Below are 21,325 nucleotides of genomic sequence, written 5' to 3' on the forward strand. Positions count from 1 at the left end.
GAAAGTTGTTTGATTCATTAACCATGCTTATTCTCGATTTAAATCTTCGTTTAGCTCACCTTGTTCAATCTCATTTGCATGATATTTCTTTGGCACTAGTGGCGACTTGTTTGGTCATTTATGGCGACAAAATAAATGGTTTTCTGAAGAAGCTGGTTTCTTCTTGGATTTTCATTGCGCGAGTGTCGGCTTTTATTCTGATGTGTACTTTTGGATACGGCTTACTGACGCTTTGGAGTCAGCCATTGGTTTACTGGGGGATTACACAAGTAGATTTGATATATCGTCCTGTTCTTGTGTTCGCTTGCTTTTGTTTATTGGGGATTTTAGCTGAACGAAAGCGCCATTTATAAAATAATTCATGAAAGTTTCTACCAGTTTTTGTTGCCAAATTACCACATAACCTTGTTGTTTATAGGCGAATTAGGTTCTGCTTTGAGATTATGTGGTAAAGTTTCTAACCCTTTCTGTTTATTTCGTTATTTCTCTAAAAAAACGCTCTAAATTACCGATTTAAAAGGTTTTTTGTTGCCTTTTTACAATTTGTTTTTGTCTTAATCTGCCGTTAAGCTGCGATCATATTTTGGTTTGACAGTGTGTTTTCGAGGGGCAGAACATGACAAATACTTGGTTACAAACACTTGCTCAGGCGGAATCAATGATTCCTCTTTTGGGTAAACTTGGGCGTGAAAAATCAGTGAAAATTGAATTGGCTGGTAATCCATTAATGGCCGATTCTGTGACAGGTTTGATGGCGGCTTTTGATCAGTCTCCTGAATTAGATCTCACTCAAGTGTATCAAGTGTTAGAGCAAGTATTAGCAAGCGATGTCTCTCATACCGTTGTCGAATTAGAGTCTTTGTTGGCTGAAGCGGATATTGCATCCGTATTGGCTGCTAAGCCCAAAAGCGGTGCGGAAACGCCTGTTGTTTTATATGGCTTTGGTCGAATTGGTCGTTTATTAGCTCGTCGAATGTGTACTTTGGGACACACTACACCGGGGATGAATTTGGCGGCTATTGTGGTTCGTAAAGCTTGCGACAATGATTTGTCCAAGCGTGCTAGCTTGCTCAAATATGATTCTGTACATGGCGTCTACGAAGGCTTAGTGAAAGTAGACGAGATTAACCAAACCTTGGTCATTAATGGCTCGCCAGTAAAGATTATTTACGCATCTGACCCTGCAGAAGTAGATTATCAAGCTCATGGTATTGATGACGCTCTGTTAGTGGATAATACAGGTCGCTGGCGTGATCGTGATGGGTTGAGCGTGCATTTGAATCGACCTGGTATTAGTCGTGTTGTCTTAACGGCACCCGGCAAAGAAATGAAGAACATAGTATTTGGAGTGAATGACAGCGATGTTACCGAAGATGACCGTATCATTTCCGCTGCATCTTGTACGACCAACGCCATTACTCCAATACTATCTGTGTTAGAGAACGAATACGGCATTGAGTCTGGTCATGTAGAAACCGTTCATGCGTACACCAATGATCAAAACTTGATTGATAACATTCATAAGGGTGATCGTCGTGGTCGTGCTGCCAGTATGAATATGGTGATGACGGAGACGGGCGCAGCGAAAGCGGTTTCAAAAGCTATTCCAACATTGGAAGGAAAGTTAAGCGGTAGTGCGATTCGAGTACCAGTAATTAACGTTTCCATTGCGGTATTGAGTTTGAATTTAAAATCCGCTGCGTCAGCAGAAGAAATAAATCAGCTGTTAAAACGTGCTTCCAACAGTGCTGAGCTGACAGGTCAAATTGGCTACAGCGATGGTGCCGATGCTGTGAGTTCTGATTTTATTGGCTCTCAACAAGCGGGTATATTGGATTCCCTATCAACCAAAGTGCGTGATAATCAAGCGATTCTGTATGTCTGGTACGACAACGAGTACGGCTACAGCTGTCAGGTGGTTCGCTTAATGGAGAAGTTAACTAAGCTCAATGCTTCCAGTGAAAAGAAAGACGTGACGTTACAAACAGATCAAGCGGCTTAAGTTCATCACAGAAGTCTCTTTGTAAAAAGGCGACCTTAGAAGGTCGCCTTTTTTATGTTTTTGATATTCGCTGCTTTCTAACAGGCGTTAGTTGTCGAGTAAGAGTTTCACAGATATAGCCAGACACATAATGATAACCATAGGTCGAATCAGAGTTGCTCCTTTGGTTATAACGAGGCGTGATCCAACCTGAGCACCAAACCATTGACCAAATCCCATGGTAATGCCCAATGCCCAAACAATGTGCCCACTGAAGGCAAACATAGCCAAGGAAGCCAAGTTGCTGGTGGCATTTAGTACCTTAGTATGAGCCGTTGCGGAAACAACGGTTAACCCCATAAAACAAAGATACGCAGTAGAAAAGAATGCTCCAGTTCCTGGTCCTATTAGCCCATCATAAAAACCAATTCCTGTACCAATAATCAATGAAAACTGTAGGTTGGTTAGGGAAAAACGGCTGGCAATATAAGGCTGAACTTTAGGTAAAAAGAAAAAGAAAATGGCCACAGCAATGAGAATGATAGGAACGGCTTTTAACAACAAACTACTGTCTAAATAAGAGACTAGCAAAGTGCCAGAAATCGCTCCTATTGCCGTCATAGCAATAGCGAACCACATATCAGAGAGCTTAACCTGACCTTTCTTAATAAAATGGTACGACGCAGAAACTGTTCCCGCGCAACCTTGTAATTTGTTGGTGGCTAAAGCCTCAGCTGGAGACAAGCCAGCAGCCAATAAAACAGGAACAGTAATGAGTCCACCACCGCCTGCAATGGCATCGATTGCGCCGGCAAAAAAAGCGACAACAAAGAGTAGAAGATAGACCCAAATCGATATATCGAAAAACACTAAATCCATAAAGGCCATGAAAATCTATTCCTTGTTTGCAAGATTGGGGGAGAGGATTCAGTAGAGCAAAAAAAATCTACCTAAGCAATGACTTAGGTAGATTGGATGGTGAACATTTATAAAGGTGATATTTGAGGCTTTTTAGATTTTGCTTTGTAGATAGCTTTCAAGCTCGGCGGCTTGCTCATCAGTAAATTCCAAACCTAGCTTACTGCGTCGCCACAGAATATCTTCTGCAGAATGAGCCCATTCATGTTTGATCAAATAATCTACTTCGATTTGGTATAAAGAATGACCGAAATCTTTTCCTAAATCGCTTTCTGCGTTCGCTTTATTTAATAACAGGTGAGTTAAGGTGCCGTAACTGTGAGCAAAACGACGGGCTAGAGCGGCGCCAATAAATGGATAATCTTGCTGTAGCTTGATGGCAAAGGCATCTAAAGGCATATTCAAATCGCCACCAGGCAATGGTTTGCTATGAGTCCAAGCGTCACCAAGGTCGGCAAAATAAGGCTCCAGTTTGCTCATAGCGGATAGAGCAAGTTTTCTGTAGGTCGTAATTTTGCCACCAAAAATACTTAATAATGGCGCTTGGCTTTCTTGATCATCAAGATGCAAGGTGTAATCTCGTGTCACCGCGGATGGATCTGAAGATTCATCTTCCAATAACGGACGCACACCAGAATAGCTCCACACAACATCTTTTGGTGTCAGGTTCTTTTTGAAGTGATCGTTGGCTACCTTCAAAATGTAGTTAGTTTCGTCATCATTGATAGCGACCTCATTTGGATCGCCTTTGTACTCGACATCGGTTGTGCCTAACAAGGTGTAGTTTTCACGATATGGAATGGCAAAAACGATACGCTTGTCCGTGTTTTGCATGATGAAAGCATTGGGATGCTCGTAGAGTTTAGGAACCACTATGTGGCTACCTTTGATCATGCGGATTCCGTAAGGTGCTTTTTGTTCTAACTTGGTTTCTATAAAAGATGACACCCAAGGGCCGGCGGCATTGACGAGTGCTTTCGCTGTTACGCTATGAACTTCTTTCGTGATTTGATCTTCTAGATCAATGAGCCATTCTTCGTTAACTCGCTTTGCGCTGGTGCAGCGGGTACGAGCAAAAATCTGAGCACCGTTTTCTTGAGCGCTCAAAGCATTGGTAACGACCAAACGAGCGTCATCTACCCAGCAATCCGAATACTCAAAACCTTTTGTGATGTCTGTTTTAAGTGGACTGTCATTGCCATATTTCACGCCTTTTGAACCTAGCAGCGTTTCGCGTTTACCTAAGTTGTCATAGAGGAATAAACCGATTCGGATAAGCCAAGCAGGACGTAAATGTGGTCGATGTGGCATTTGGAAGCGCATTGGTGTGACGAGATGAGGCGCGATTTTTAAGAGCACTTCTCGTTCGTTCAAGGCTTCTTTTACTAAACGAAACTCATAATGCTCTAAATAGCGTAAACCACCATGAATGAGTTTACTGCTCGAGGATGAAGTTGCATGGGCCAAATCTCCCATTTCACAAAGGCCAACATTTAGGCCTCGTCCAGCAGCGTCTGCCGCAATGCCTGTGCCGTTGATTCCACCGCCAACGATAAATACATCAAAATGGGATTGGTTCATGCTAAGCCTCGTGATTACGAAAATGATATGTTCGAAATCGAACATTTGTTTTCGATATTAAACCTCATAAGACAGGAAGACAACCTGCTATTGTGAACTTTTGATGATTTATTAGACGAATAAAGGTGTCAGGCTCGTGATGTTTGAGCCTATTTAGGCGTGCAAAGTTCTAATCGAACATCATGCTCTTTCATTAAATTGATAATGGCTTTTGGTGGTTGTTCATCCGTGAAAATACGATCAACCTGAGTAATGTTACCTAGACGAACCATAGCATTTCGGCCAAATTTTCCACTGTCTGCGGCAAGGAAAACGGTTCGAGAGTTGGAGATGATGCTTTGTGCGACTCGAACCTCTTGGTAGTCATAATCCAACAATGAACCGTCGTTGGGATCAATGCCACTGATGCCGATAATGCCGAAATCAACGCGGAATTGATTGATGAAATCAATGGTTGCTTCCCCCATGACACCGCCGTCTCTGGAGCGTACAGTGCCGCCAGCAATAATAACGGTGAAGTCTTCTTTTCCGCTCAAGATAGCAGCAACATTCAGGTTGTTGGTGATAACTTGTAAACCTTGATGGTTCAATAATGCGCGAGCAACGGTTTCAGTTGTTGTCCCGATATTGATGAATAAAGAAGCGTTATTGGGGATTTCTGCTGCAATGCGTTTTGCTATTTGTTCTTTTGCCGGCAGCTGTAAGATTTGTCTTGTGGCATAAGCAACATTAGTTGTGCTGGAGTCATAACTGGCGCCGCCATGATGTCGGCGTATCTTATCCGCTTTTGCCAATTCATTAATATCACGTCGTATGGTTTGTGGCGTGACAGCAAATTGGCTAGCCAGTTCGTCGATTGTCACATAGCCTTGATCTTTTACAATGCTGACAATCTTGTCTTGGCGGGAAAGTTGACTCATGTTGTTTTCTTCTCCTTGCAAAGGTTACTGCTTGCTTAATAGGTACGCATTGGTTTTTAATGTGTATATTCGTATTTGAATATTTATGTTCAAAAAACAAAACAAAAACAATAAATCATTCACTTTTTGAATGGTTGTGACTTCAAAGAGAATTCACTATGCCTCATTATATTCTTGCTATCGACCAAGGTACCACCAGTTCCCGCGCTATTTTATTTGATGAGAAAGGCTCGCGAGTAGGCCAATCTCAACAAGAATTCCCTCAAATTTTCCCAAACGATGGTTGGGTCGAGCACGACCCTGAAGAGATTTGGGCATCGACTTTATCGGTTTGTCAGTCTGTTCTCAAGGATACAGGGATAGATGCGCAGGCGATAGCAACCATAGGCATTACCAACCAACGTGAAACAACCATTCTGTGGGACACAGAAACAGGCAAGCCTGTTTATAACGCCATTGTTTGGCAAGATCGTCGCACAAGTGAGTTTTGTCAGGCTTTGAGTGAGCAAGGTCTTGGTGAGAAAGTTCAAGAAAAAACTGGCTTGTTAATTGACCCTTATTTTTCGGCGACAAAAATTCGTTGGGTTTTAGATAATGTTGAGGGCGCTCGTGAAACAGCCAAGGCTGGGCGTTTGGCCTTTGGAACGGTTGATAGCTTTCTGTTGTGGCGATTAACCAATGGAGCGTCTTATAAAACTGATGCCACCAATGCGGCTCGTACAATGGCATTTAATATTCATACTCAAGAATGGGATCGTGAGCTGATTGAAGCTTTAGACATTGGCGATGTGCTGTTTCCTGAAGTAATGGATTGCAGTGCCGATTTTGGCGTTATTGATTCTTCTTGGTTGGGGGCGGAAATCCCAGTGAATGGCATTGCTGGTGATCAACAAGCGGCTTTAGTTGGTCAAGCTTGTTTTACCCCAGGAATGGTGAAAAGTACTTATGGTACAGGTTGTTTTCTTATCTTGAACACAGGCGATAAACCGATTCGCTCGGAGCATAAGTTACTGACGACAGTAGGTTATCGTTTGTATGGCAAAGTCACTTACGCGTTAGAAGGCAGTATTTTTGTTGCTGGAGCAGCGATTCAATGGTTGCGCGATGGATTGAAATTATTTTCAGATGCAAAAGAAACCCAAAGCTTGGCTAAAAAAGCATTGAACGATGATTCAGTTTATCTTGTGCCTGCGTTTACTGGATTAGGTGCGCCTTATTGGGACCCTGATGCTCGTGGTGCCATGATTGGTTTAACCAGAGACACAAGCGTTGAAGACATTGTGAGTGCTGGGTTGCGTTCTGTTTGTTATCAAACAAGAGATTTGGTTGGTGCTATGGCGCAAGATGGTGCCACTTTCAGCTCACTAAGAGTGGACGGTGGTATGGTGATCAACGATGTGATGGTGCAGTTTTTGAGTGACTTGCTTGAGATAACAGTTGAACGACCTCGGGTAACAGAAACCACCGCGTTAGGTGCCGCATTTTTGGCGGGCTTGCATACAGGCTTGTTTAAGTCTTTGGATGATGTGTCTACTCTTTGGCAAGCGGATCAAAGTTTTGAACCTTCTATGGAGAAAGGAACTGGCGATAAGTTATACCAAGGTTGGCAAAAAGCGGTAGATAGAGTACGCACAAAAAGCTGATTTCATCTAGTTTACGTTTTACTACATGTGAGGGCTTGTATCACTGAGTTATTGCCGCTAAATTTTGTTTACGAATGGATTTTAAAAAGGTTTGAAAATGTCGAAACAGTTTGCCGAAGTACAACAAGACGATTTTATGAAGTTTGGCGGTGAGCGCCCAAGTTATTTAGAAATTGAAGACGCGTTAATGGCGCTAGGCGGACATGGCGTTAATGGTAATAACTTTAAGAACGAAATGGTGAAGTTAGCTGGTTGGACGGGCGGAGCGTTAACCACTTATGCCCAACGAGCAGCAGTTGCCCAAGGTGCATTTAATAAAATCCGAGCCGTGCTTCCAAAAGCAAAAACAGCGGATGATTTAAGAGCTTTATTAGCCGCATCTTAATAGTCAGAACTTGATCTAAACCGTTAAGTTATAAAAAAATAAGGGAGAAATGATTTTCATCGTTTCTCCCTTATTTTTTGCAGTAATGTGGACGTAGGGTTATTCCGCGTCTGCGACCGCTCTTATTCCGTATTCTTCATCCAAAATGCGTCCGATAACGTTATCACCAGCAAGGTGATGAGCGTATTGCATGTGTAAGCAGCGGATTTGATCCCAATTGGCAATACCGCCAATACCTAGCTTTTCGAATAATGGCTTAAAGCCTTTTTCTTCTATGATGGCTTTATGTTCGTCGCTCATAACTTCCCAACGGCGAGCAACATAATCGCGATGAGAAGCATGGTAAGCTTCTCTTAATGTTTCGTCTTCTTTGATGCGTTGCTCTAATTCTTTCACCACACCTTGGCTTTCTATTTTTGCCAATGCTTTGTCTATGGCTTTGCTTGATAGCCAGTAAAGCGTTGGGAACGGCTGATCAAAAACCCAAGTTTCCATTTCTAAAACTTGTGGCGTGCCGTTAGGAGAGTAGTGAGCAATGGCGTTAATGCCATTTGGCGCTCGTCCTAGTTGTGCGGCAATAATATCGAGGTCGTGCTGGGAGAGTGTGTTTGTCATCTTGTCTTAATTTCGTGGGTGATTGTGTGTGAAGCTGGCTGTGTCTGTTTGCGGTTTAGACGTTAGCGTTTAGATTGTGAAAGCTGGAAAGCTTGCGGCGAATTTTTGTATCCATTCCGCGGCGGCTTCATTGTAATTGAGTCTGCGGCCTTCAATTTTTGCTTGGCGTCGATAATGCTCAATCTGGGAGAGTTGTTCGATCATACGAACACAGTAACATTCTTCTTTGGTCGGAAATTCAATCGAGATTCGATAACCGTCCATTTCTTTTTCGCACTGGACAACACGACCAGATACGCAGAAATTAGGGTCTATCTCTTCTAATGTGATTCTTACCGAACGTCCATTATCGAATGGACGAGAGGTGAAGGATGTAATACCGACAAACCCAGCTCTTTCTTCATTAATCTGAGGAAATGGCTGATCCTCTATTAGAGTAATCTCTAATGGAAGGTCTCTCGGATGTGCAACAAATTCCATCGCAACAAGCCAGCTACTATTATTTTAGACAGTTAATTGAGTTATCGGCCGATAAAGCCAAGTGTTTAAAAAAGAATGCGAATTGTACGCTTTTTGTTCTGTCTGTACAGACGAATTTTAAGATGTCAGAACGTCTTTTCATAACCTCTACTTATATAAGATGAGTCGTGCTTTATTGGGTAGAATTTATTCATTCTTCTCAAGTTGTTGATGGCAAAGTTCCCCGAGCATTTTTAGTGCGCTATCCGTGGTGTTGTCCCAATTCTGAGCGTAGTTTAATCGGAAATGATGGTGGAATTGAGCCGTTAAACTAAAGGCTAGTCCAGGTAATAAACCAATGCCACTTTTTAATGCTTGGGAATGTAATGTCATCGTATTAATTGTGTTAGGGAGCGTCACCCAAAGTAAGAAACCGCCTTTTGGCGTTGATGTTTCTGTACCTTTGGGGAAATGTTCAGCAATTAAATTCTGACAGCGAGTGAGGTTATCTTGATACGCAGATTGTGTTTTTCGTAAATGACGATCATAAGCGCCATTTTCAAGAAAATTGGCGATGGCAGTTTGAGTGAGAGTTGGAATCGCTAAAGATTGAACATACGCCTGATGTTCTATTTTCGCTTGGAATTTCCCGCCTACGATCCAACCAATACGAAACCCTGGAGCGATGCTTTTAGAAAAAGAGCTGCAATAAATGACATTGTTGTTTTGATCGTCGGCTTTTAAAGCGCGCTCTCTTTTATCGAAGTAACAGAGTTCGCCATAAACATCATCTTCAATGAGGGTGAAATGGCACTGCTCAGCTAGTTTGATAATACGTTGTCTTGCGAGGTGATTGAGTGTGGCACCTGTTGGATTTTGATTGTTTGGGGTGACGATGCAGGCTTTGATTTCCCATTCTTTGGCGGCTTTTTCTAATAAATCTAGATCGATTCCCGACTCGGTAGAACAAGGTATTTCAATTGCTTTAAGGTTGAGTATTTCAATCGCTTGTAATAAACCATGATAAACAGGGCTTTCTATGGCTACAGTGTCACCAGCTTTGGTAATGGCCTGCAAGGAGAGCATTAAGGCGTTCTGGCAGCCTAATGTGATGGTGATGTCGTCCGGCTGAAGTTGGCAACTACTATCTAGCATCCTAATCGCAATTTGGCGACGCAAGTTGAGCGAGCCAGGCGTGAATTCATAAGCAGTACAAATCTCGGGTTCTAAACGCATTAATCGACCGACAGAACGTTGCAATTGTCGTATTGGCAGAAATTGGCTATTGGGAACGGGGGCGCCAAATTGAATGATCTGCTCGTCTTGAGATGTTTGAAGCAAATGCTGTAGTCGAGTTTGCATAGAACCGTCATTACTGGCGGGTTCTATTTGAGTGTTTTCTGGTGTCTGGCGCTGAGTTTCTAGAACAAAGTAGCCTTTTTGTGGACGAGCCTTAATGATTCCTCGGTCTTCTAAGAGACTATACGCTTGAAGTACCGTAGCCACGCTAACTTCCATGCGTTTGCTCGATTTTCTTACCGATGGAATCTTTGCTCCCGGTAAAAAAATACCTTCATGAACTTGGAGCTCAATTTGATTGGCTATTTTTTCGTAAAGAGGTGAATCCATAAAGTGTGAGTCAAAGATTAAAAACAAAGAGCCAATCTATCAGATTGGCGAATCGAAAGAAATCGATCTTAGTGTTAGGTGCATTTGGTTTGGCAAAAAAATATTTTATCTCTGTCATCTAATAAAAATAGAATGATGTTATAGTTTCTTGATTATATGGTCAGGTTTTTGCATTGACCTTTCTGCTCTGCACTTTGGTGCGTAAAAAGTTTATACAATCGAAAATTTAGAGGTCGATTATGTCGTTGTCTGTTATTCAGAGAATTTTATTTGGTTTTGGCGTTCTGCTGCTGCTTTTGCTGACAATTGCAGCGTCCGGTTTTATAGGGATTAATAAAATCGAAGACAGACTAGGAGTGGTTACTGGTAAAGTTGCAGACATTAATTCTACAGCTCACCATTTAAAAGAAGAGTTGAGTTTGGCCAATGGCGCTGTTTTACAATATTTATTGAGCAACTCCTCAGAATCATTAGAAGGCCTGTCGAATAATTTTGATGGTTATAAGCAAGGCTTTATTGATGTTTCTTCTTCATTTGTTGAAAAGCTTCAAGGCTTTCATGCAATGGAAGAAGCTTTAAAGGGCATAAATACGGAAGCGGAAGTTTTCTTTGGTTATACCGATACAGCGTTTTCAAATCATAAAGAAATGTTGTTTGTGCAAACTGTGATTGCTGAGCAAAAACAGGAATTGAAAGATACGATGATTTTCATGTCTGAAGATTTAGCCATATTAGAAGAAGATGGCGAAGATTTTGAAGTCCAATTTTCAGCGTCTTATATGCAAAGCCGACTACAAAGCTTGCAAGCCTCAGTATCAGATTACTTTGATTTAACCAGCTTGAGTGACATGGAGACGCTTCGTGATTCTATGGCTTCTACGATTCAAGGTATGCGAGACAAGCAAGTTTACCTTAAAGACAGCAACATCGATGGTCTTTTGGATGAGGTTGAGCAAGGCGTCTTGTCTGATGACAGCGTTATTACTAAGTACTACAACAACACTCGTTTAGCCCAAGAATCAGAAGTATTGGCTCAAGAGCTGTCTAGCAGCATGAATTTAATTAATGAAAATGTGCAGACGCTTTTATCTGAAACAACACTCATGAGTGACAATGCAACGCAAGAAGCAAACGATGCTGCCAGCATTTCTCAGTTAATTATGGGCGCTGTTTTAGTGGGGTCTATTATCATTGCGGTTCTGGTTGCTTTGTGGGTTAGCCGTAGTATTCGCCTACCATTAAAAGAAGTGATGAGTGTTCTCGGAAAAATTGCTGATGGTGATTTTACCCAACGCAGTAAGGTTGCCACGAAAGACGAATTTGGCGAGTTGTCTACTTGGGTAAATGGTCTGGTGGCTAAATTGCAGAGCGTGATGACTGACATTGATCAGGCGTCGAATAAAGTCTCGGAGTCTGCGGGTAATAATGTACATTTAGCCAATAATGCTAAGCGTCTAATGAGTTCTCAAAATGATCGTACGACGGAAGTGGCATCGTCTATAACGGAAATGGCAGCGACGGTGAACCAAGTGGCGAAAAGCTCAGAGATTATTCTGCATCAAATACAAGGTGTAGACAAAAGAGCCGCACAAAACCGTGAACAAATGGATTCAAATATCGAGACAATCGAGAAGTTACTTCTGAAAATTGAAGAGTCTACACTTGTTGTTAACCAACTTGATGAACATTCGAAAAACATCGGTCGTATCTTGGATGTGATTCAAGAAATTGCCGAGCAGACGAATTTACTGGCGTTGAATGCCGCAATAGAAGCTGCACGAGCAGGAGATCAAGGTCGAGGTTTCTCTGTGGTTGCGGATGAAGTGCGCACTTTGGCAAACCGAACTCACAGTTCAACGGAAGAAATTCAAAGTGTGATTGTTCAGTTGCAACAAGGTGTGACTAAGACGGTAGGCAGCATGGATGAAAGCCGTAAGAGTGCGAATGGTAGCGCCGAAGAAGCACGTTTAGTTGGAGCGTCACTTGCTCAGTTGCAAAATGAAATGGCCGAAATTCGTGACCTGAGTATTCAAATCGCTACAGCGGCAGAACAGCAATCAACCGTTGCTCAAGAGATTAGACAAAATGTGATAGAAATATCCGAAATGTCAGAAGAGGCAGCACTTGGCTCAGATAAAAGTGAGAAAAGCAGTGAAGGCTTGTCAGAACTTGCTTCGCATCAGAAACACTTGCTCAGTCAATTTAAAATTGTTTGATGGTTTTTTTAGGGTGTTACGTTAATATAAGCGCAATTTAATTATCCGGAGATACAGTGTATGTCGATTCTGATTGGTGATATGTTGCCACATGGTTCTTTTCAGGTAATGGGAGAAGAAGGCCCAGAAACAATCGATGTAACCGAGTTTTTCACAGGTAAAACCGTATTAATGTTTGCTGTTCCAGGTGCGTTTACCCCGACATGCAGCACGAGTCACTTGCCTGGTTTTGTTGTGCATTTTGACGCTCTAAAAGAAAAAGGCATAGATGACATTATTTGTCTTTCCGTGAACGATGTTTTTGTCATGGATGCGTGGGGTAAAGCGAATAACGCCGAGAACCTTATTATGGCATCGGATGGTTTGGCTGAACTTACCTGCTCATTAGGGTTAGAATTGGACATTTCCGCCGCTAAAATGGGGATTCGTAGTCGCCGTTACGCCATGCTTGTTTCGAATGGCATTGTTCAGCAGCTTTGGCTGGACGAGCCAGGTGAATACAAGGTTAGCTCTGCCGAATACGTATTGTCTCAATTATAACATTGAGGTGTATATTGAGTTTCAGAAAGCGCTCTTAGAGAGCGCTTTTTTATGTCTTGTGTTTGATGCTAGGATTAACTGTATTAGCAACGTTTTCTGGGAATAAATGATTATGCCTAAAATTATGGTCTTAAATGGCCCGAATTTGAATTTACTTGGTACTCGTGAGCCAGAAACTTATGGCTATGAAACATTGTCTGATGTCGAGAATTTGTGCCGAGAGACTGCGGCTTCGCTAGGCTACGAGATTGATTTTCATCAGTCTAACCATGAAGGTGAGCTAATTGACTTAATTCATCAAGCCGGTCGCTTAGTGAAAAGCGGAGACTTACTTGGGGTTGTGTTTAACCCAGCGGCTTATACACACACTTCCGTGGCTTTACATGATGCGATTAAAGGCGCAGCGGTTCCGGTTATTGAAGTGCATATTTCAAATGTCCATACGCGAGAAGCTTTCCGACATCATTCTTATATTTCTTCTGTGGCAACAGGGATTATCGTTGGAATGGGAGTGCAAGGGTATGCATTGGCTATTCAAGGTTTAGTGCAGAAGCTGAAAGGCTAAGCTTAGTTTTATAATGGAAAAAGCCGAAGAATGGATTCACCTTCTTCGGCTTTTTTGATCTTGTGGGGAATGCTATTTGCTGGTTACTTGGAACTGACCAATCAGAGAGTTCAGCTTCAATGCAGATAAACCCACTCGGGATGAACGATTCTGCAAGGCGTTAATAGAGCGCGTCATTTGCTCTGTTGCTGCGCCCATTTCTTGTACCGTATCCGCGTTGGCTTTATTCGTATGATTCAGTGACGAAATGGCTTTAAAGATGGCATCGACTAATTCATACAAGGCTTTGTCGCCAGTATTGGTTTGCTCATTCGCTTGAAGGTTTTTATCGACATTCTCAGCGCCTTTTTCCATGAAGGTGACCGCTTTACGAGTTTCTTCCTGGATGCTTTCTAGCATTGCTTGAATTTCCTCTGCGGCGAGAGCTGTTTTGGATGCCAAACTGCGTACTTCATCCGCAACGACGGAGAAACCACGGCCATGTTCGCCAGCGCGTGCGGCTTCAATAGCTGCGTTCAAAGCGAGTAAGTTTGTTTGGTTAGTGATGTCCGAGATGGTTGAAATAATGCCAGCCACTTCGTTGGTTTTTTGATCTAACGATTTGACTGAATCGGCTGTGGTGCGAACGACATCGCGTATTTCTTGAGTACCACTTTTTGCAGAGGCAAGGCGAGATTGCGTTTCAGCCACCACTTGATCCATGGTTTGCTTTAGTGACTCTGCGGTTTGAGAGGCATTTTGCACATCTGATATTTGTTGTTTGAAAGCCTCAAGAATACTTTCTACAGACGTTTCTAGGTACTGAGATGCTTGCTTTGCTTCTTCGTTGGTGCGAACCATAAAGTCGTTAGAGCGCTTCACGTTTGAGCTGGCGGAGATGACCTGTCCCATGGTGTTGTCTAAGTTATCAATGAAACTGTTCATCCAGCGACCCATGTCGCCTGTTTCATCGTGCGTCAGTTTATCGTCCAGACGTTGTTGTAAGTTTCCTTCCCCTTCAGCTATCGTTTGGATGACTTCGGTCATCTTGCTCATATTGTTGCTGATTTTCTTGGTTCCAAATTTGTTAAACAGAATACCTGTGACCGCTAGGCTAGCAAACGCAGCAAGGCTAGTAACCGCAACGGAAAGGTCACTGTAAGACTGCAGAGCAGCGCTCACAATCAGCGGTGTGCTAGACGCTAATAAATAGCCCTTCATTAATTTGATGTTAATGGATCGGCGTCGATACACTTCTTCTAGATCACCTTCACACATCATGCCCCAAGTGTCTGGGCTACCTTTTAATTCGAATGTTGTGCCTTTGCCGATAACGGGAATGTGGCGATAGTCAGAATATCCAGGGTAAGTGACAAAAAGGTTTTGACCGTTTTTGATGGTTTCACGGACACCAGGATGAAGTTCTTTGGTGGCTGGATCGGTGAAGCGGATTTCAAATTCCGTGTGGTTATTGACTTTTACCGTACCCCAATCGGTAGTTACTCCGCTTTTTAAGTTTTCTCCATGGCTAAAAGCATCATCTTCAAAGCGAGATCGAGATAATGCCGTGCCTGGTAAAATGCTTTTGTCGAATCCTGACTTCACCATGAATAAATAGTTATCGCCAGACTCTTTATAGATATGACCTGCTTCACGTTGGATTAAGTCACCTAAAACATCGTTAGGAACGCGAGCACAAACAGCGCCCACATTGACGCCATTTTGCTTAATAGGTAGATAAAACATCAAAGTAACAGCGTCGTGGAATTTAGAGCTAGAAGGTCCGATGTCTAAGGTGTTTGGGTCAATGTAGGGGCCGTGTAGAAATTCGGCTTTTAAACCTTCTGTGACGGCTTTTTGATTTGCTTCTACTGTGTTTAAGCGAGCATTGGTTGTTGATTGGATTACCTTTCCTTGCGCATCAATAACAAAATATTCAGATACATCAGGTACGATATCTAATCTTTCTTGAAGCGTCTTTGCCGAGATATTAGGGAAGGAATCACTGACCAGATCCAATAGTACTTCTAACTGTGACCACTGGCTGTTTACCCATGTTTTTAGGAGTTTTACGCGAGTGCTAGAAATGCTCTCAAATGTCTTTTCGACATTTTGATACATCTCTTTATTTAGGTGACATGACCAAAAAAGAGAAAAACGACCATTACTTCCAAACCAAGGTAGCCAACTAAGTTCTTGTGCTGATAGCGACATCTGACTGCTTTTCAAATTCATATTTCTACTGCTCCGTTGCTCAAATGCTACCTCGTTGCAGCATTCATTTAGGAGTAGTGCGAAAAGCAATATGTCTGCCAGACTATTAGTCTGTGAATGATTTTGGTGCGATCTTCTGAGGAACTATAAAAAAGCATTATGTTTATTCTGCAATAAAACTCAAAAATAGTGTTTTATTAAGAAAATAAATGTCGCTTTTTGTTAATAAACGTTGGTTTCATGTGTATTTTTCGTGAAATCGCACTTATATTGGTCGTTTTCGCCTCTCTTAGAAGATCCTTTGTTTTGTTTTGGTGCAGTTAGGATTTTGTAGTTTCCTGTTTAGAAAACGCTTCTCTTGTAAGGTTTTCTGAGGCTGTTTCTTTTGCAACCACGTTGTCTTCAATTCGAATGCCTCCATATGGCATGAACTGCTGTATTTTTGATAAGTCGCAACCATGGTTGCGTATCTCGGCTTGCATTTTTTCTAGTAGCATGGGAATAAAATATAAGCCCGGTTCAATAGTCACCACCATATTTTCTTCTAGTGTACGAGTGCATCGTAAGAAGGGCGCGTGTTCAGCGGGGAGGCTTAGGTTTCCAGCTTTGTCTGCTTGGTGTCCGCCCACATCATGAACCTGTAAACCAAGTAGGTGACCTAAACCATGAGGGAAAAAGACTTGAGGGATTCGTTTCTCAAGTTGCTCCTCAATACTGAGAGAGCAGATTTTGTGTTCATGTAATAAGGTTGAAATACCGATTAAGGTGTCTTGATGTAAGGCTCTATATTCAACGCCAGGTAGCACCTTTGCACAAAGAGATTGTTCCATCTCATCTAGACCGTCGACTAAGGCGCTGAATTCATCGTTATGACGAACAAAGGTACGAGTAATGTCGCTGGCGTAGCCGTGTTCACTGGCACCAGCATCGATTAATAGCGTGCGAGAATTGGTCTGTCTTTCTATGGATTTATGCTCATAGTGTAAAACGGCGGCATGCTCATCCAAACCAACTATTCCAGCATATGGCTCTTGAAGAGCGTGTTGCTGACTTGCCTGTAGAAAAGCCAGATGAATCTCTAACTCACTCATACCATCTAGAAAAGCGTGTTTGGCTGCAATATGGCCTTTTGCCGCTCGATAATTTGCTTTTTGTATTGCACTTATTTCAAAGGGAGTTTTTACGGCTTTGCTGAAATCTACGTAGGCTTTTAGGCCGTCACAAGGAGTTGAAAAACTCATAGGTTGAGGTCCAAGCCAAGCGGTTTTTTCTGGAAGCTCTGCAAACCATTTATCAGCCTTTCTGGCTTCTACTATGTTCCAGTGCTGTTGCCAATCACCCGCAGGAACGGGATTTGGTGCGTGCCAGAAATCATCCCTCACAGGCCAAACGAGAGTGGGTTTTTGACCTTCTTTTATAATTAAGTAAGTTTCAGCGCCGAGTCTAAAAGGTAACCATTGTTGGGCACCAGAATAGGCGTGGAAAGGGTGTGTATGATCATCTTGAAAGTAGTAGCTTTTCTCTCCAGACGCCAAAACAATGGCATCTAGATTGAAATGAGAGAGAGCATCTTCATAACGATTTGTGAGTTCAGTCAAGTGTGCTTGATAAAGTGTTGTCATAATCAGAAATTGCCTGTCATTCGTTAAGAGTGGGCTCGTCTCTTTGAGTATTCGCTTTGGAAAGGTGAAATAGCTAACGCACTTATGAAGGGTCTTTAACAATCCACTTTTGCACGATAAACATAGACCCGCGATAAACTAGAAATGAGCATAATAACGCCGCAAAGACGAGTATCACGTTATTTTGGTTGCCTAGAAACATCTTAAATAAGAAGAAGAAAGAGAGAGTTAATATAATTCTAACTAGGCTACCAACAGCTTGCATGATTCTTGGAGAACGTATCACTTTTATTATTTCCCTTATTCAATTTGAACCTGAGACTTTCCCATAAAAAGCATTGGAAGCCAATTATTTAATCGGCAAAGAGACGAGCGTTACATAGTCTTTTGCGTTGTCAGTTTGGGTTGTTCCGACTTCAAATATCTCCACACCATAAGAGCGCTTATTGTGCTTTAGCTTATTGAGTCTTCGATAGTTGTGAAGTACGTGCCAAGCTAAAGATAGGTTCTGATATGAGCCAATATAACGTAGTTGTAGATACTTCCCCCGTAAGACAATTCGCTCTGGGCATAACACACAGGGAACCACATTTTGTACAGGGACGCCGAGACGGCCAGAGAAATAATGGTGAACAATATCGGCTTTTTTGTACAAAGCAAAACAGGGCCCTGCTGGTGGGTTTTCTGGCCCTAATTCGGTAATTAAATCATGAAAGCCTTGGTGCATCTTTTGTGACATAGGTTGGTCACTCACGACAAAAGGGCGAGTGACAGCGTCTAGGTTGTGTAGCTTGTTTTGACCAAGCCATTCGAAAGACGGAAGAGAGTGTTCTCTTGCAGACGTTGGGTTGTATTTTGCCAAATAGGCTAAGAGTTCCAGTAGCGCCAGCTCGGCATCTTTGCTTGCTCTTACTTTGTAATCTTTTCCCATCCAACGTTTAAAGAAAGGCAGATCTCCCGTTATTTGAATGGTGATTAAGGTGTGTTCCTTTTGTTTGCTTAGATCAATATTAAAATGTACGTCATTTGGAAAAAACGCCGGTGCTTCTAATATAGAATGAAAATAGTGAGTGCCAGAGCGAGCAGGTTGCAATGATAGGTGGCTTTCTTTTGTTAAGTGCCCACGCCATACTAAGCAGGAAGGTAAAACGGTTCGGACTCCAGAGCTATGATATTCATAGAAAACATCCAGGTCTTTGTCGTACAGAAGCCAAGGCAGCCAGTTTTTCCAGTTGGTTAAATCGCTTAGGTCTTCAGATATGACTTCAATAGGTACATCAAGAATGGCACTTTGTCGGCAAAAAAAGCGCCCTTTAAAGAAAGATGAATAAAAACATAATAAGAGAATGGCAAGTGTGAACAGGAATAATATAACGAGCATAGCTATTTTTTCCTTCATCAATAATGTACTTAAAACATTCTCTTACTGCTGTTTTTAATAAATGATTAAAGACAATAGAGTAGAAATGTCTTCTCACAGCATAGTGTTTAATATCAGGTTTTGGCAATAGACTGTTTAAACAGAATGACGTTATATCGAGGTAAAACTAAGATGAAATCGACATTAGTATGGGATTGGCCAATTCGTATGATGCATTGGCTGATGGTTTTGCTGTTTACCGGATTGATTATAACGGGCAAGTCTGACGCAGATTATATGCAATATCATTTTTATATGGGTTACGGCTTATCTGCTGTCATTATTGCGCGGGTTCTTTATGGTTTTTTTGGTTCCCATTACGCGTTATTTGGTCAGTTTGTAAAAGGCCCAAAAGAAATCTTGTCCTATGCCAAGGATTTTCTATTCTCTCGACCTAAAAAGTACATTGGACACAATCCTTTAGGTGGCTTGATGGTCGTTGCCTTGCTTTTAGCATTAACGGTTCAGTGGGCAACAGGCTTGTTTAACAGTGATGATATCTTCTGGTTTGGGCCTTTTAGTTCGCTCGTATCGGAAGATATGATTCAGCGTCTTTCCTTTATTCACCACTTGTTACCAGATTGGTTGCTGGGAATGGTCGCCATTCATATCTTGGCGGTTTTTTATCATGAACTTTGTTTAAAAGAGAGACTTATCGATGCCATGATTTTAGGAAGGAAAAAACATGGTATGAAGGCAAAAGCAGTTAAAACACCACGTTGGGGCGTTATTTTTTCATTAACCATGGGGCTTGCTTGGCTTGCCGCGCTTTGGATGATGCCAATATAAAAGCAGTGCGCCCTTGTGATGATGACAAGAACGCACGGTTTTATTGTACTGATATTTTACAGCACGGGTATTTACAGCACTGAGATGACGGTATCTTTTGAAAGACGAGACTTCGCTAAAGGCAGATTGTAGTCTTGCTCTTCATCTGGGTATCCCATGGCGAGCGCCACATCACACTGATAACCTTCTAATTCTTCAGAGAATAATTCGCCGATCAATTCTGCATCGACACCTTCCATTGGCGTTGAACCAATGCCTAAGCGCGCTAGAGCATTCATTGTATTGCCCAATGCGATATAAGTTTGAGCTTTGGTCCAAGTCGCGTTATTGCCTGTCTCGTCTGTGTTCATATCGACAAAAGCAAAAGCACCAAAAGACGCTTCTCGGTTTTCTGCTGGCGTGCGGCCAATCTGAATATCGGTGTCGATCACTTTAGCGTAATCGTCACGGCTATAATGGGTTTTATGAGCGAACAGTATGATGTGTGATGCGGTTTTTGCGTGTTTCTGGTTGAACTGAAACTTGTTGGCAAAGGTATCGTGGAAGCGTTGTTTTGCTTCATCACTTTCTATAACGACAAACTTCCAAGGCTGAGAGTTAATCGAAGAAGGGGATAAGCGTAACGCTTCATAAATGACGTCTAGATCGTCATTCGAAATGCGTTTAGAAGCGTCGTAATGTTTAACGGTATAGCGTTTTTCTAATTCAGTAATCATTGGGTGTGTCATATTGATTCCATCTAAAAAAGGTCAAAGTGGGCTCTTACATAAGAGAATGACGCCATCTTAACGACTCTTTATCTAATAAAAAACACAGCTTACATTGAATTATTCTCAAAAAATAATTGATAATGGGTTTGTTATTTCTATGAGGTTTAAAGGATGCAGCTCGAAGATCTTCAAGTCGTGTTAAAAGTGGCAGAGTTTCGTAGTATTACGGCGGCCGCAAGGCATCTTGATATGCAAATGGCGACAGCCAGTGCGGCAGTAAAGCGCGTTGAGTCTGCATTGGGCGTTGAGTTGTTTGTCAGAACAACGCGCCACCTTCGCCTTTCCAGTGCTGGCGAGCGGTATTTACCACAATGTGAAGCCGCTTTGTCTATGTTGGATCAAGCCAAGCAAACCATGCGAAATGATTTGGATATTATCAGTGGCGAAATTCGTATTGCGGTGTCATCCGATTTAGGCCGAAATCTGGCGATTCCTTGGGTTAACGAATTCATGGAACAGCATCCAGACGTCACGTTAAGAGCACACATCAGTGACAGTAATATTGATTTTTATCGTGATGCATTAGACATGGCGCTGCGTTATGGGCCGCCTTCCGACTCGAATTTATATGGCTTCAAAATCTGTAATGTGCCAAGAATAATTGGCGCTAGTCCAGAATACATCCAGCAACATGGTGCGCCTTCACACCCAAAAGAATTGGCCAATCACAAAGGCTTATTTTATCAACTCCAAGGTATATTGAACGACACTTGGTTGCTCTCAGAAGGTGAGCAATCGTACAAGGTCAAACCCAAAGCAAGCTATGCGGCGAATGATGGCGATTTAGTTCGGCGTTGGTGTGTGGCAGGAAAGGGCGTCGCAATAAAGTCTTGTCTAGATGTTGCACATGATCTGCTTGATGGACGCATAGTGCCACTGCTGTCTGAATACGATATTCCTCAAGGAGAGCTTTGGCTTGTGTGCCCCAGCCGCCAATCTATCACACCAATTGTTCGACTTTTACGAGACTTGTTTAGAGAGAAAGCGAGAGCCTTGCTCATGGCCTTGGTGAAAAAAGGTCTGTTAGACAAAGGTGTCTTGGATGATTGAGTGTACATAAAAAAGCAAGCCGGATCAGT

The 21,325-nt window shown here is 42.3% G+C and carries 19 protein-coding genes; 9 read left to right on the top strand and 10 right to left on the bottom strand.

The window, feature by feature from the left end:
* Positions 1-23: 23 nt before the first annotated feature.
* Entirely contained in the window at positions 24-353 is a 330-nt protein-coding gene (locus AC0L46_RS10710; protein ID WP_414680733.1) for a DUF3392 domain-containing protein, read from the top strand.
* Positions 354-616: 263 nt separating this feature from the next.
* Positions 617-2,002 carry a glyceraldehyde-3-phosphate dehydrogenase gene (locus AC0L46_RS10715; protein WP_473503495.1) on the top strand — a complete coding sequence of 462 codons (1,386 nt, stop codon included), beginning with the start codon at positions 617-619 and terminating at the stop codon, positions 2,000-2,002.
* 87 nt (positions 2,003-2,089) lie between these two features.
* Here the strand turns inward: AC0L46_RS10715 and AC0L46_RS10720 are convergent, their stop codons facing one another.
* The 3 genes from AC0L46_RS10720 to AC0L46_RS10730 all read right to left on the bottom strand — a co-directional run bounded on the left by AC0L46_RS10720 (position 2,090) and on the right by AC0L46_RS10730 (position 5,400).
* Positions 2,090-2,869, bottom strand: coding sequence for a TSUP family transporter (locus AC0L46_RS10720; RefSeq protein WP_473503497.1), 780 nt, complete (start codon positions 2,867-2,869; stop codon positions 2,090-2,092).
* A 123-nt stretch (positions 2,870-2,992) separates the two neighbouring features.
* Positions 2,993-4,480, bottom strand: a complete 1,488-nt coding sequence (gene glpD, locus AC0L46_RS10725; protein WP_473503499.1) for a glycerol-3-phosphate dehydrogenase — start codon at positions 4,478-4,480, stop codon at positions 2,993-2,995.
* 149 nt (positions 4,481-4,629) lie between these two features.
* On the bottom strand, positions 4,630-5,400 hold the full coding sequence (locus AC0L46_RS10730; RefSeq protein WP_414680729.1) for a DeoR/GlpR family transcriptional regulator: 771 nt from the start codon (positions 5,398-5,400) through the stop codon (positions 4,630-4,632).
* A gap of 158 nt (positions 5,401-5,558) precedes the next feature.
* Between AC0L46_RS10730 and glpK the strand changes: the two genes are divergently transcribed.
* Complete coding sequence (gene glpK / locus AC0L46_RS10735) at positions 5,559-7,043, top strand: glycerol kinase GlpK (protein WP_473503501.1); 1,485 nt, start codon at positions 5,559-5,561, stop codon at positions 7,041-7,043.
* Between the two features lie 97 nt (positions 7,044-7,140).
* Complete coding sequence (locus AC0L46_RS10740) at positions 7,141-7,428, top strand: hypothetical protein (protein WP_317002754.1); 288 nt, start codon at positions 7,141-7,143, stop codon at positions 7,426-7,428.
* Positions 7,429-7,527: 99 nt separating this feature from the next.
* Here the strand turns inward: AC0L46_RS10740 and AC0L46_RS10745 are convergent, their stop codons facing one another.
* The 3 genes from AC0L46_RS10745 to AC0L46_RS10755 all read right to left on the bottom strand — a co-directional run bounded on the left by AC0L46_RS10745 (position 7,528) and on the right by AC0L46_RS10755 (position 10,131).
* Complete coding sequence (locus tag AC0L46_RS10745; protein WP_317002755.1) at positions 7,528-8,043, bottom strand: DUF501 domain-containing protein; 516 nt, start codon at positions 8,041-8,043, stop codon at positions 7,528-7,530.
* A 69-nt stretch (positions 8,044-8,112) separates the two neighbouring features.
* Positions 8,113-8,523 carry an energy transducer TonB gene (locus AC0L46_RS10750; RefSeq protein WP_317002756.1) on the bottom strand — a complete coding sequence of 137 codons (411 nt, stop codon included), beginning with the start codon at positions 8,521-8,523 and terminating at the stop codon, positions 8,113-8,115.
* A 186-nt stretch (positions 8,524-8,709) separates the two neighbouring features.
* Entirely contained in the window at positions 8,710-10,131 is a 1,422-nt protein-coding gene (locus AC0L46_RS10755; protein WP_473503503.1) for an aminotransferase-like domain-containing protein, read from the bottom strand.
* A 239-nt stretch (positions 10,132-10,370) separates the two neighbouring features.
* Between AC0L46_RS10755 and AC0L46_RS10760 the strand changes: the two genes are divergently transcribed.
* The 3 genes from AC0L46_RS10760 to aroQ all read left to right on the top strand — a co-directional run bounded on the left by AC0L46_RS10760 (position 10,371) and on the right by aroQ (position 13,452).
* Entirely contained in the window at positions 10,371-12,347 is a 1,977-nt protein-coding gene (locus tag AC0L46_RS10760) for a methyl-accepting chemotaxis protein (RefSeq protein WP_473503505.1), read from the top strand.
* Between the two features lie 60 nt (positions 12,348-12,407).
* Positions 12,408-12,887 carry a redoxin family protein gene (locus tag AC0L46_RS10765; protein WP_473503507.1) on the top strand — a complete coding sequence of 160 codons (480 nt, stop codon included), beginning with the start codon at positions 12,408-12,410 and terminating at the stop codon, positions 12,885-12,887.
* Between the two features lie 112 nt (positions 12,888-12,999).
* Positions 13,000-13,452, top strand: a complete 453-nt coding sequence (gene aroQ, locus AC0L46_RS10770) for a type II 3-dehydroquinate dehydratase (protein WP_473503509.1) — start codon at positions 13,000-13,002, stop codon at positions 13,450-13,452.
* Between the two features lie 72 nt (positions 13,453-13,524).
* Here aroQ and AC0L46_RS10775 read toward each other — a convergent pair whose 3' ends face one another.
* The 3 genes from AC0L46_RS10775 to AC0L46_RS10785 all read right to left on the bottom strand — a co-directional run bounded on the left by AC0L46_RS10775 (position 13,525) and on the right by AC0L46_RS10785 (position 18,648).
* A complete protein-coding gene (locus AC0L46_RS10775) occupies positions 13,525-15,666 on the bottom strand; it encodes a methyl-accepting chemotaxis protein (protein WP_473503511.1) in 2,142 nt (713 codons plus the stop codon).
* A 299-nt stretch (positions 15,667-15,965) separates the two neighbouring features.
* Entirely contained in the window at positions 15,966-17,267 is a 1,302-nt protein-coding gene (pepQ, locus tag AC0L46_RS10780; protein WP_473503513.1) for a Xaa-Pro dipeptidase, read from the bottom strand.
* A gap of 349 nt (positions 17,268-17,616) precedes the next feature.
* A complete protein-coding gene (locus tag AC0L46_RS10785) occupies positions 17,617-18,648 on the bottom strand; it encodes an AraC family transcriptional regulator (protein WP_473503515.1) in 1,032 nt (343 codons plus the stop codon).
* A 171-nt stretch (positions 18,649-18,819) separates the two neighbouring features.
* Here AC0L46_RS10785 and AC0L46_RS10790 point away from each other — a divergent pair, with 171 nt between their 5' ends.
* Positions 18,820-19,476 (top strand): cytochrome b/b6 domain-containing protein, encoded by a 657-nt coding sequence (locus tag AC0L46_RS10790; protein ID WP_473503517.1) that lies wholly within the window; start codon positions 18,820-18,822, stop codon positions 19,474-19,476.
* 71 nt (positions 19,477-19,547) lie between these two features.
* Here AC0L46_RS10790 and AC0L46_RS10795 read toward each other — a convergent pair whose 3' ends face one another.
* Entirely contained in the window at positions 19,548-20,204 is a 657-nt protein-coding gene (locus AC0L46_RS10795) for an NAD(P)H-dependent oxidoreductase (RefSeq protein ID WP_473503519.1), read from the bottom strand.
* A gap of 153 nt (positions 20,205-20,357) precedes the next feature.
* On the opposite strand from AC0L46_RS10795, the gene AC0L46_RS10800 reads away from it, so the two are divergent.
* Positions 20,358-21,296: a LysR family transcriptional regulator gene (locus tag AC0L46_RS10800; protein ID WP_473503521.1), complete on the top strand. Its 939-nt coding sequence runs from the start codon at positions 20,358-20,360 to the stop codon at positions 21,294-21,296.
* Positions 21,297-21,325: the final 29 nt, after the last annotated feature.

It is taken from the genome of Marinomonas sp. 15G6-16 (assembly GCF_055809555.1).

Coding starts and splice junctions, on each gene's coding strand:
- AC0L46_RS10710 (WP_414680733.1), top strand. CDS start 24: ATGCTTATTCTCGATTTAAATCTTCGTTTAGCTCACCTTGTTCAATCT.
- AC0L46_RS10715 (WP_473503495.1), top strand. CDS start 617: ATGACAAATACTTGGTTACAAACACTTGCTCAGGCGGAATCAATGATT.
- AC0L46_RS10720 (WP_473503497.1), bottom strand. CDS start 2,869: ATGGCCTTTATGGATTTAGTGTTTTTCGATATATCGATTTGGGTCTAT.
- glpD (WP_473503499.1), bottom strand. CDS start 4,480: ATGAACCAATCCCATTTTGATGTATTTATCGTTGGCGGTGGAATCAAC.
- AC0L46_RS10730 (WP_414680729.1), bottom strand. CDS start 5,400: ATGAGTCAACTTTCCCGCCAAGACAAGATTGTCAGCATTGTAAAAGAT.
- glpK (WP_473503501.1), top strand. CDS start 5,559: ATGCCTCATTATATTCTTGCTATCGACCAAGGTACCACCAGTTCCCGC.
- AC0L46_RS10740 (WP_317002754.1), top strand. CDS start 7,141: ATGTCGAAACAGTTTGCCGAAGTACAACAAGACGATTTTATGAAGTTT.
- AC0L46_RS10745 (WP_317002755.1), bottom strand. CDS start 8,043: ATGACAAACACACTCTCCCAGCACGACCTCGATATTATTGCCGCACAA.
- AC0L46_RS10750 (WP_317002756.1), bottom strand. CDS start 8,523: ATGGAATTTGTTGCACATCCGAGAGACCTTCCATTAGAGATTACTCTA.
- AC0L46_RS10755 (WP_473503503.1), bottom strand. CDS start 10,131: ATGGATTCACCTCTTTACGAAAAAATAGCCAATCAAATTGAGCTCCAA.
- AC0L46_RS10760 (WP_473503505.1), top strand. CDS start 10,371: ATGTCGTTGTCTGTTATTCAGAGAATTTTATTTGGTTTTGGCGTTCTG.
- AC0L46_RS10765 (WP_473503507.1), top strand. CDS start 12,408: ATGTCGATTCTGATTGGTGATATGTTGCCACATGGTTCTTTTCAGGTA.
- aroQ (WP_473503509.1), top strand. CDS start 13,000: ATGCCTAAAATTATGGTCTTAAATGGCCCGAATTTGAATTTACTTGGT.
- AC0L46_RS10775 (WP_473503511.1), bottom strand. CDS start 15,666: ATGAATTTGAAAAGCAGTCAGATGTCGCTATCAGCACAAGAACTTAGT.
- pepQ (WP_473503513.1), bottom strand. CDS start 17,267: ATGACAACACTTTATCAAGCACACTTGACTGAACTCACAAATCGTTAT.
- AC0L46_RS10785 (WP_473503515.1), bottom strand. CDS start 18,648: ATGCTCGTTATATTATTCCTGTTCACACTTGCCATTCTCTTATTATGT.
- AC0L46_RS10790 (WP_473503517.1), top strand. CDS start 18,820: ATGAAATCGACATTAGTATGGGATTGGCCAATTCGTATGATGCATTGG.
- AC0L46_RS10795 (WP_473503519.1), bottom strand. CDS start 20,204: ATGACACACCCAATGATTACTGAATTAGAAAAACGCTATACCGTTAAA.
- AC0L46_RS10800 (WP_473503521.1), top strand. CDS start 20,358: ATGCAGCTCGAAGATCTTCAAGTCGTGTTAAAAGTGGCAGAGTTTCGT.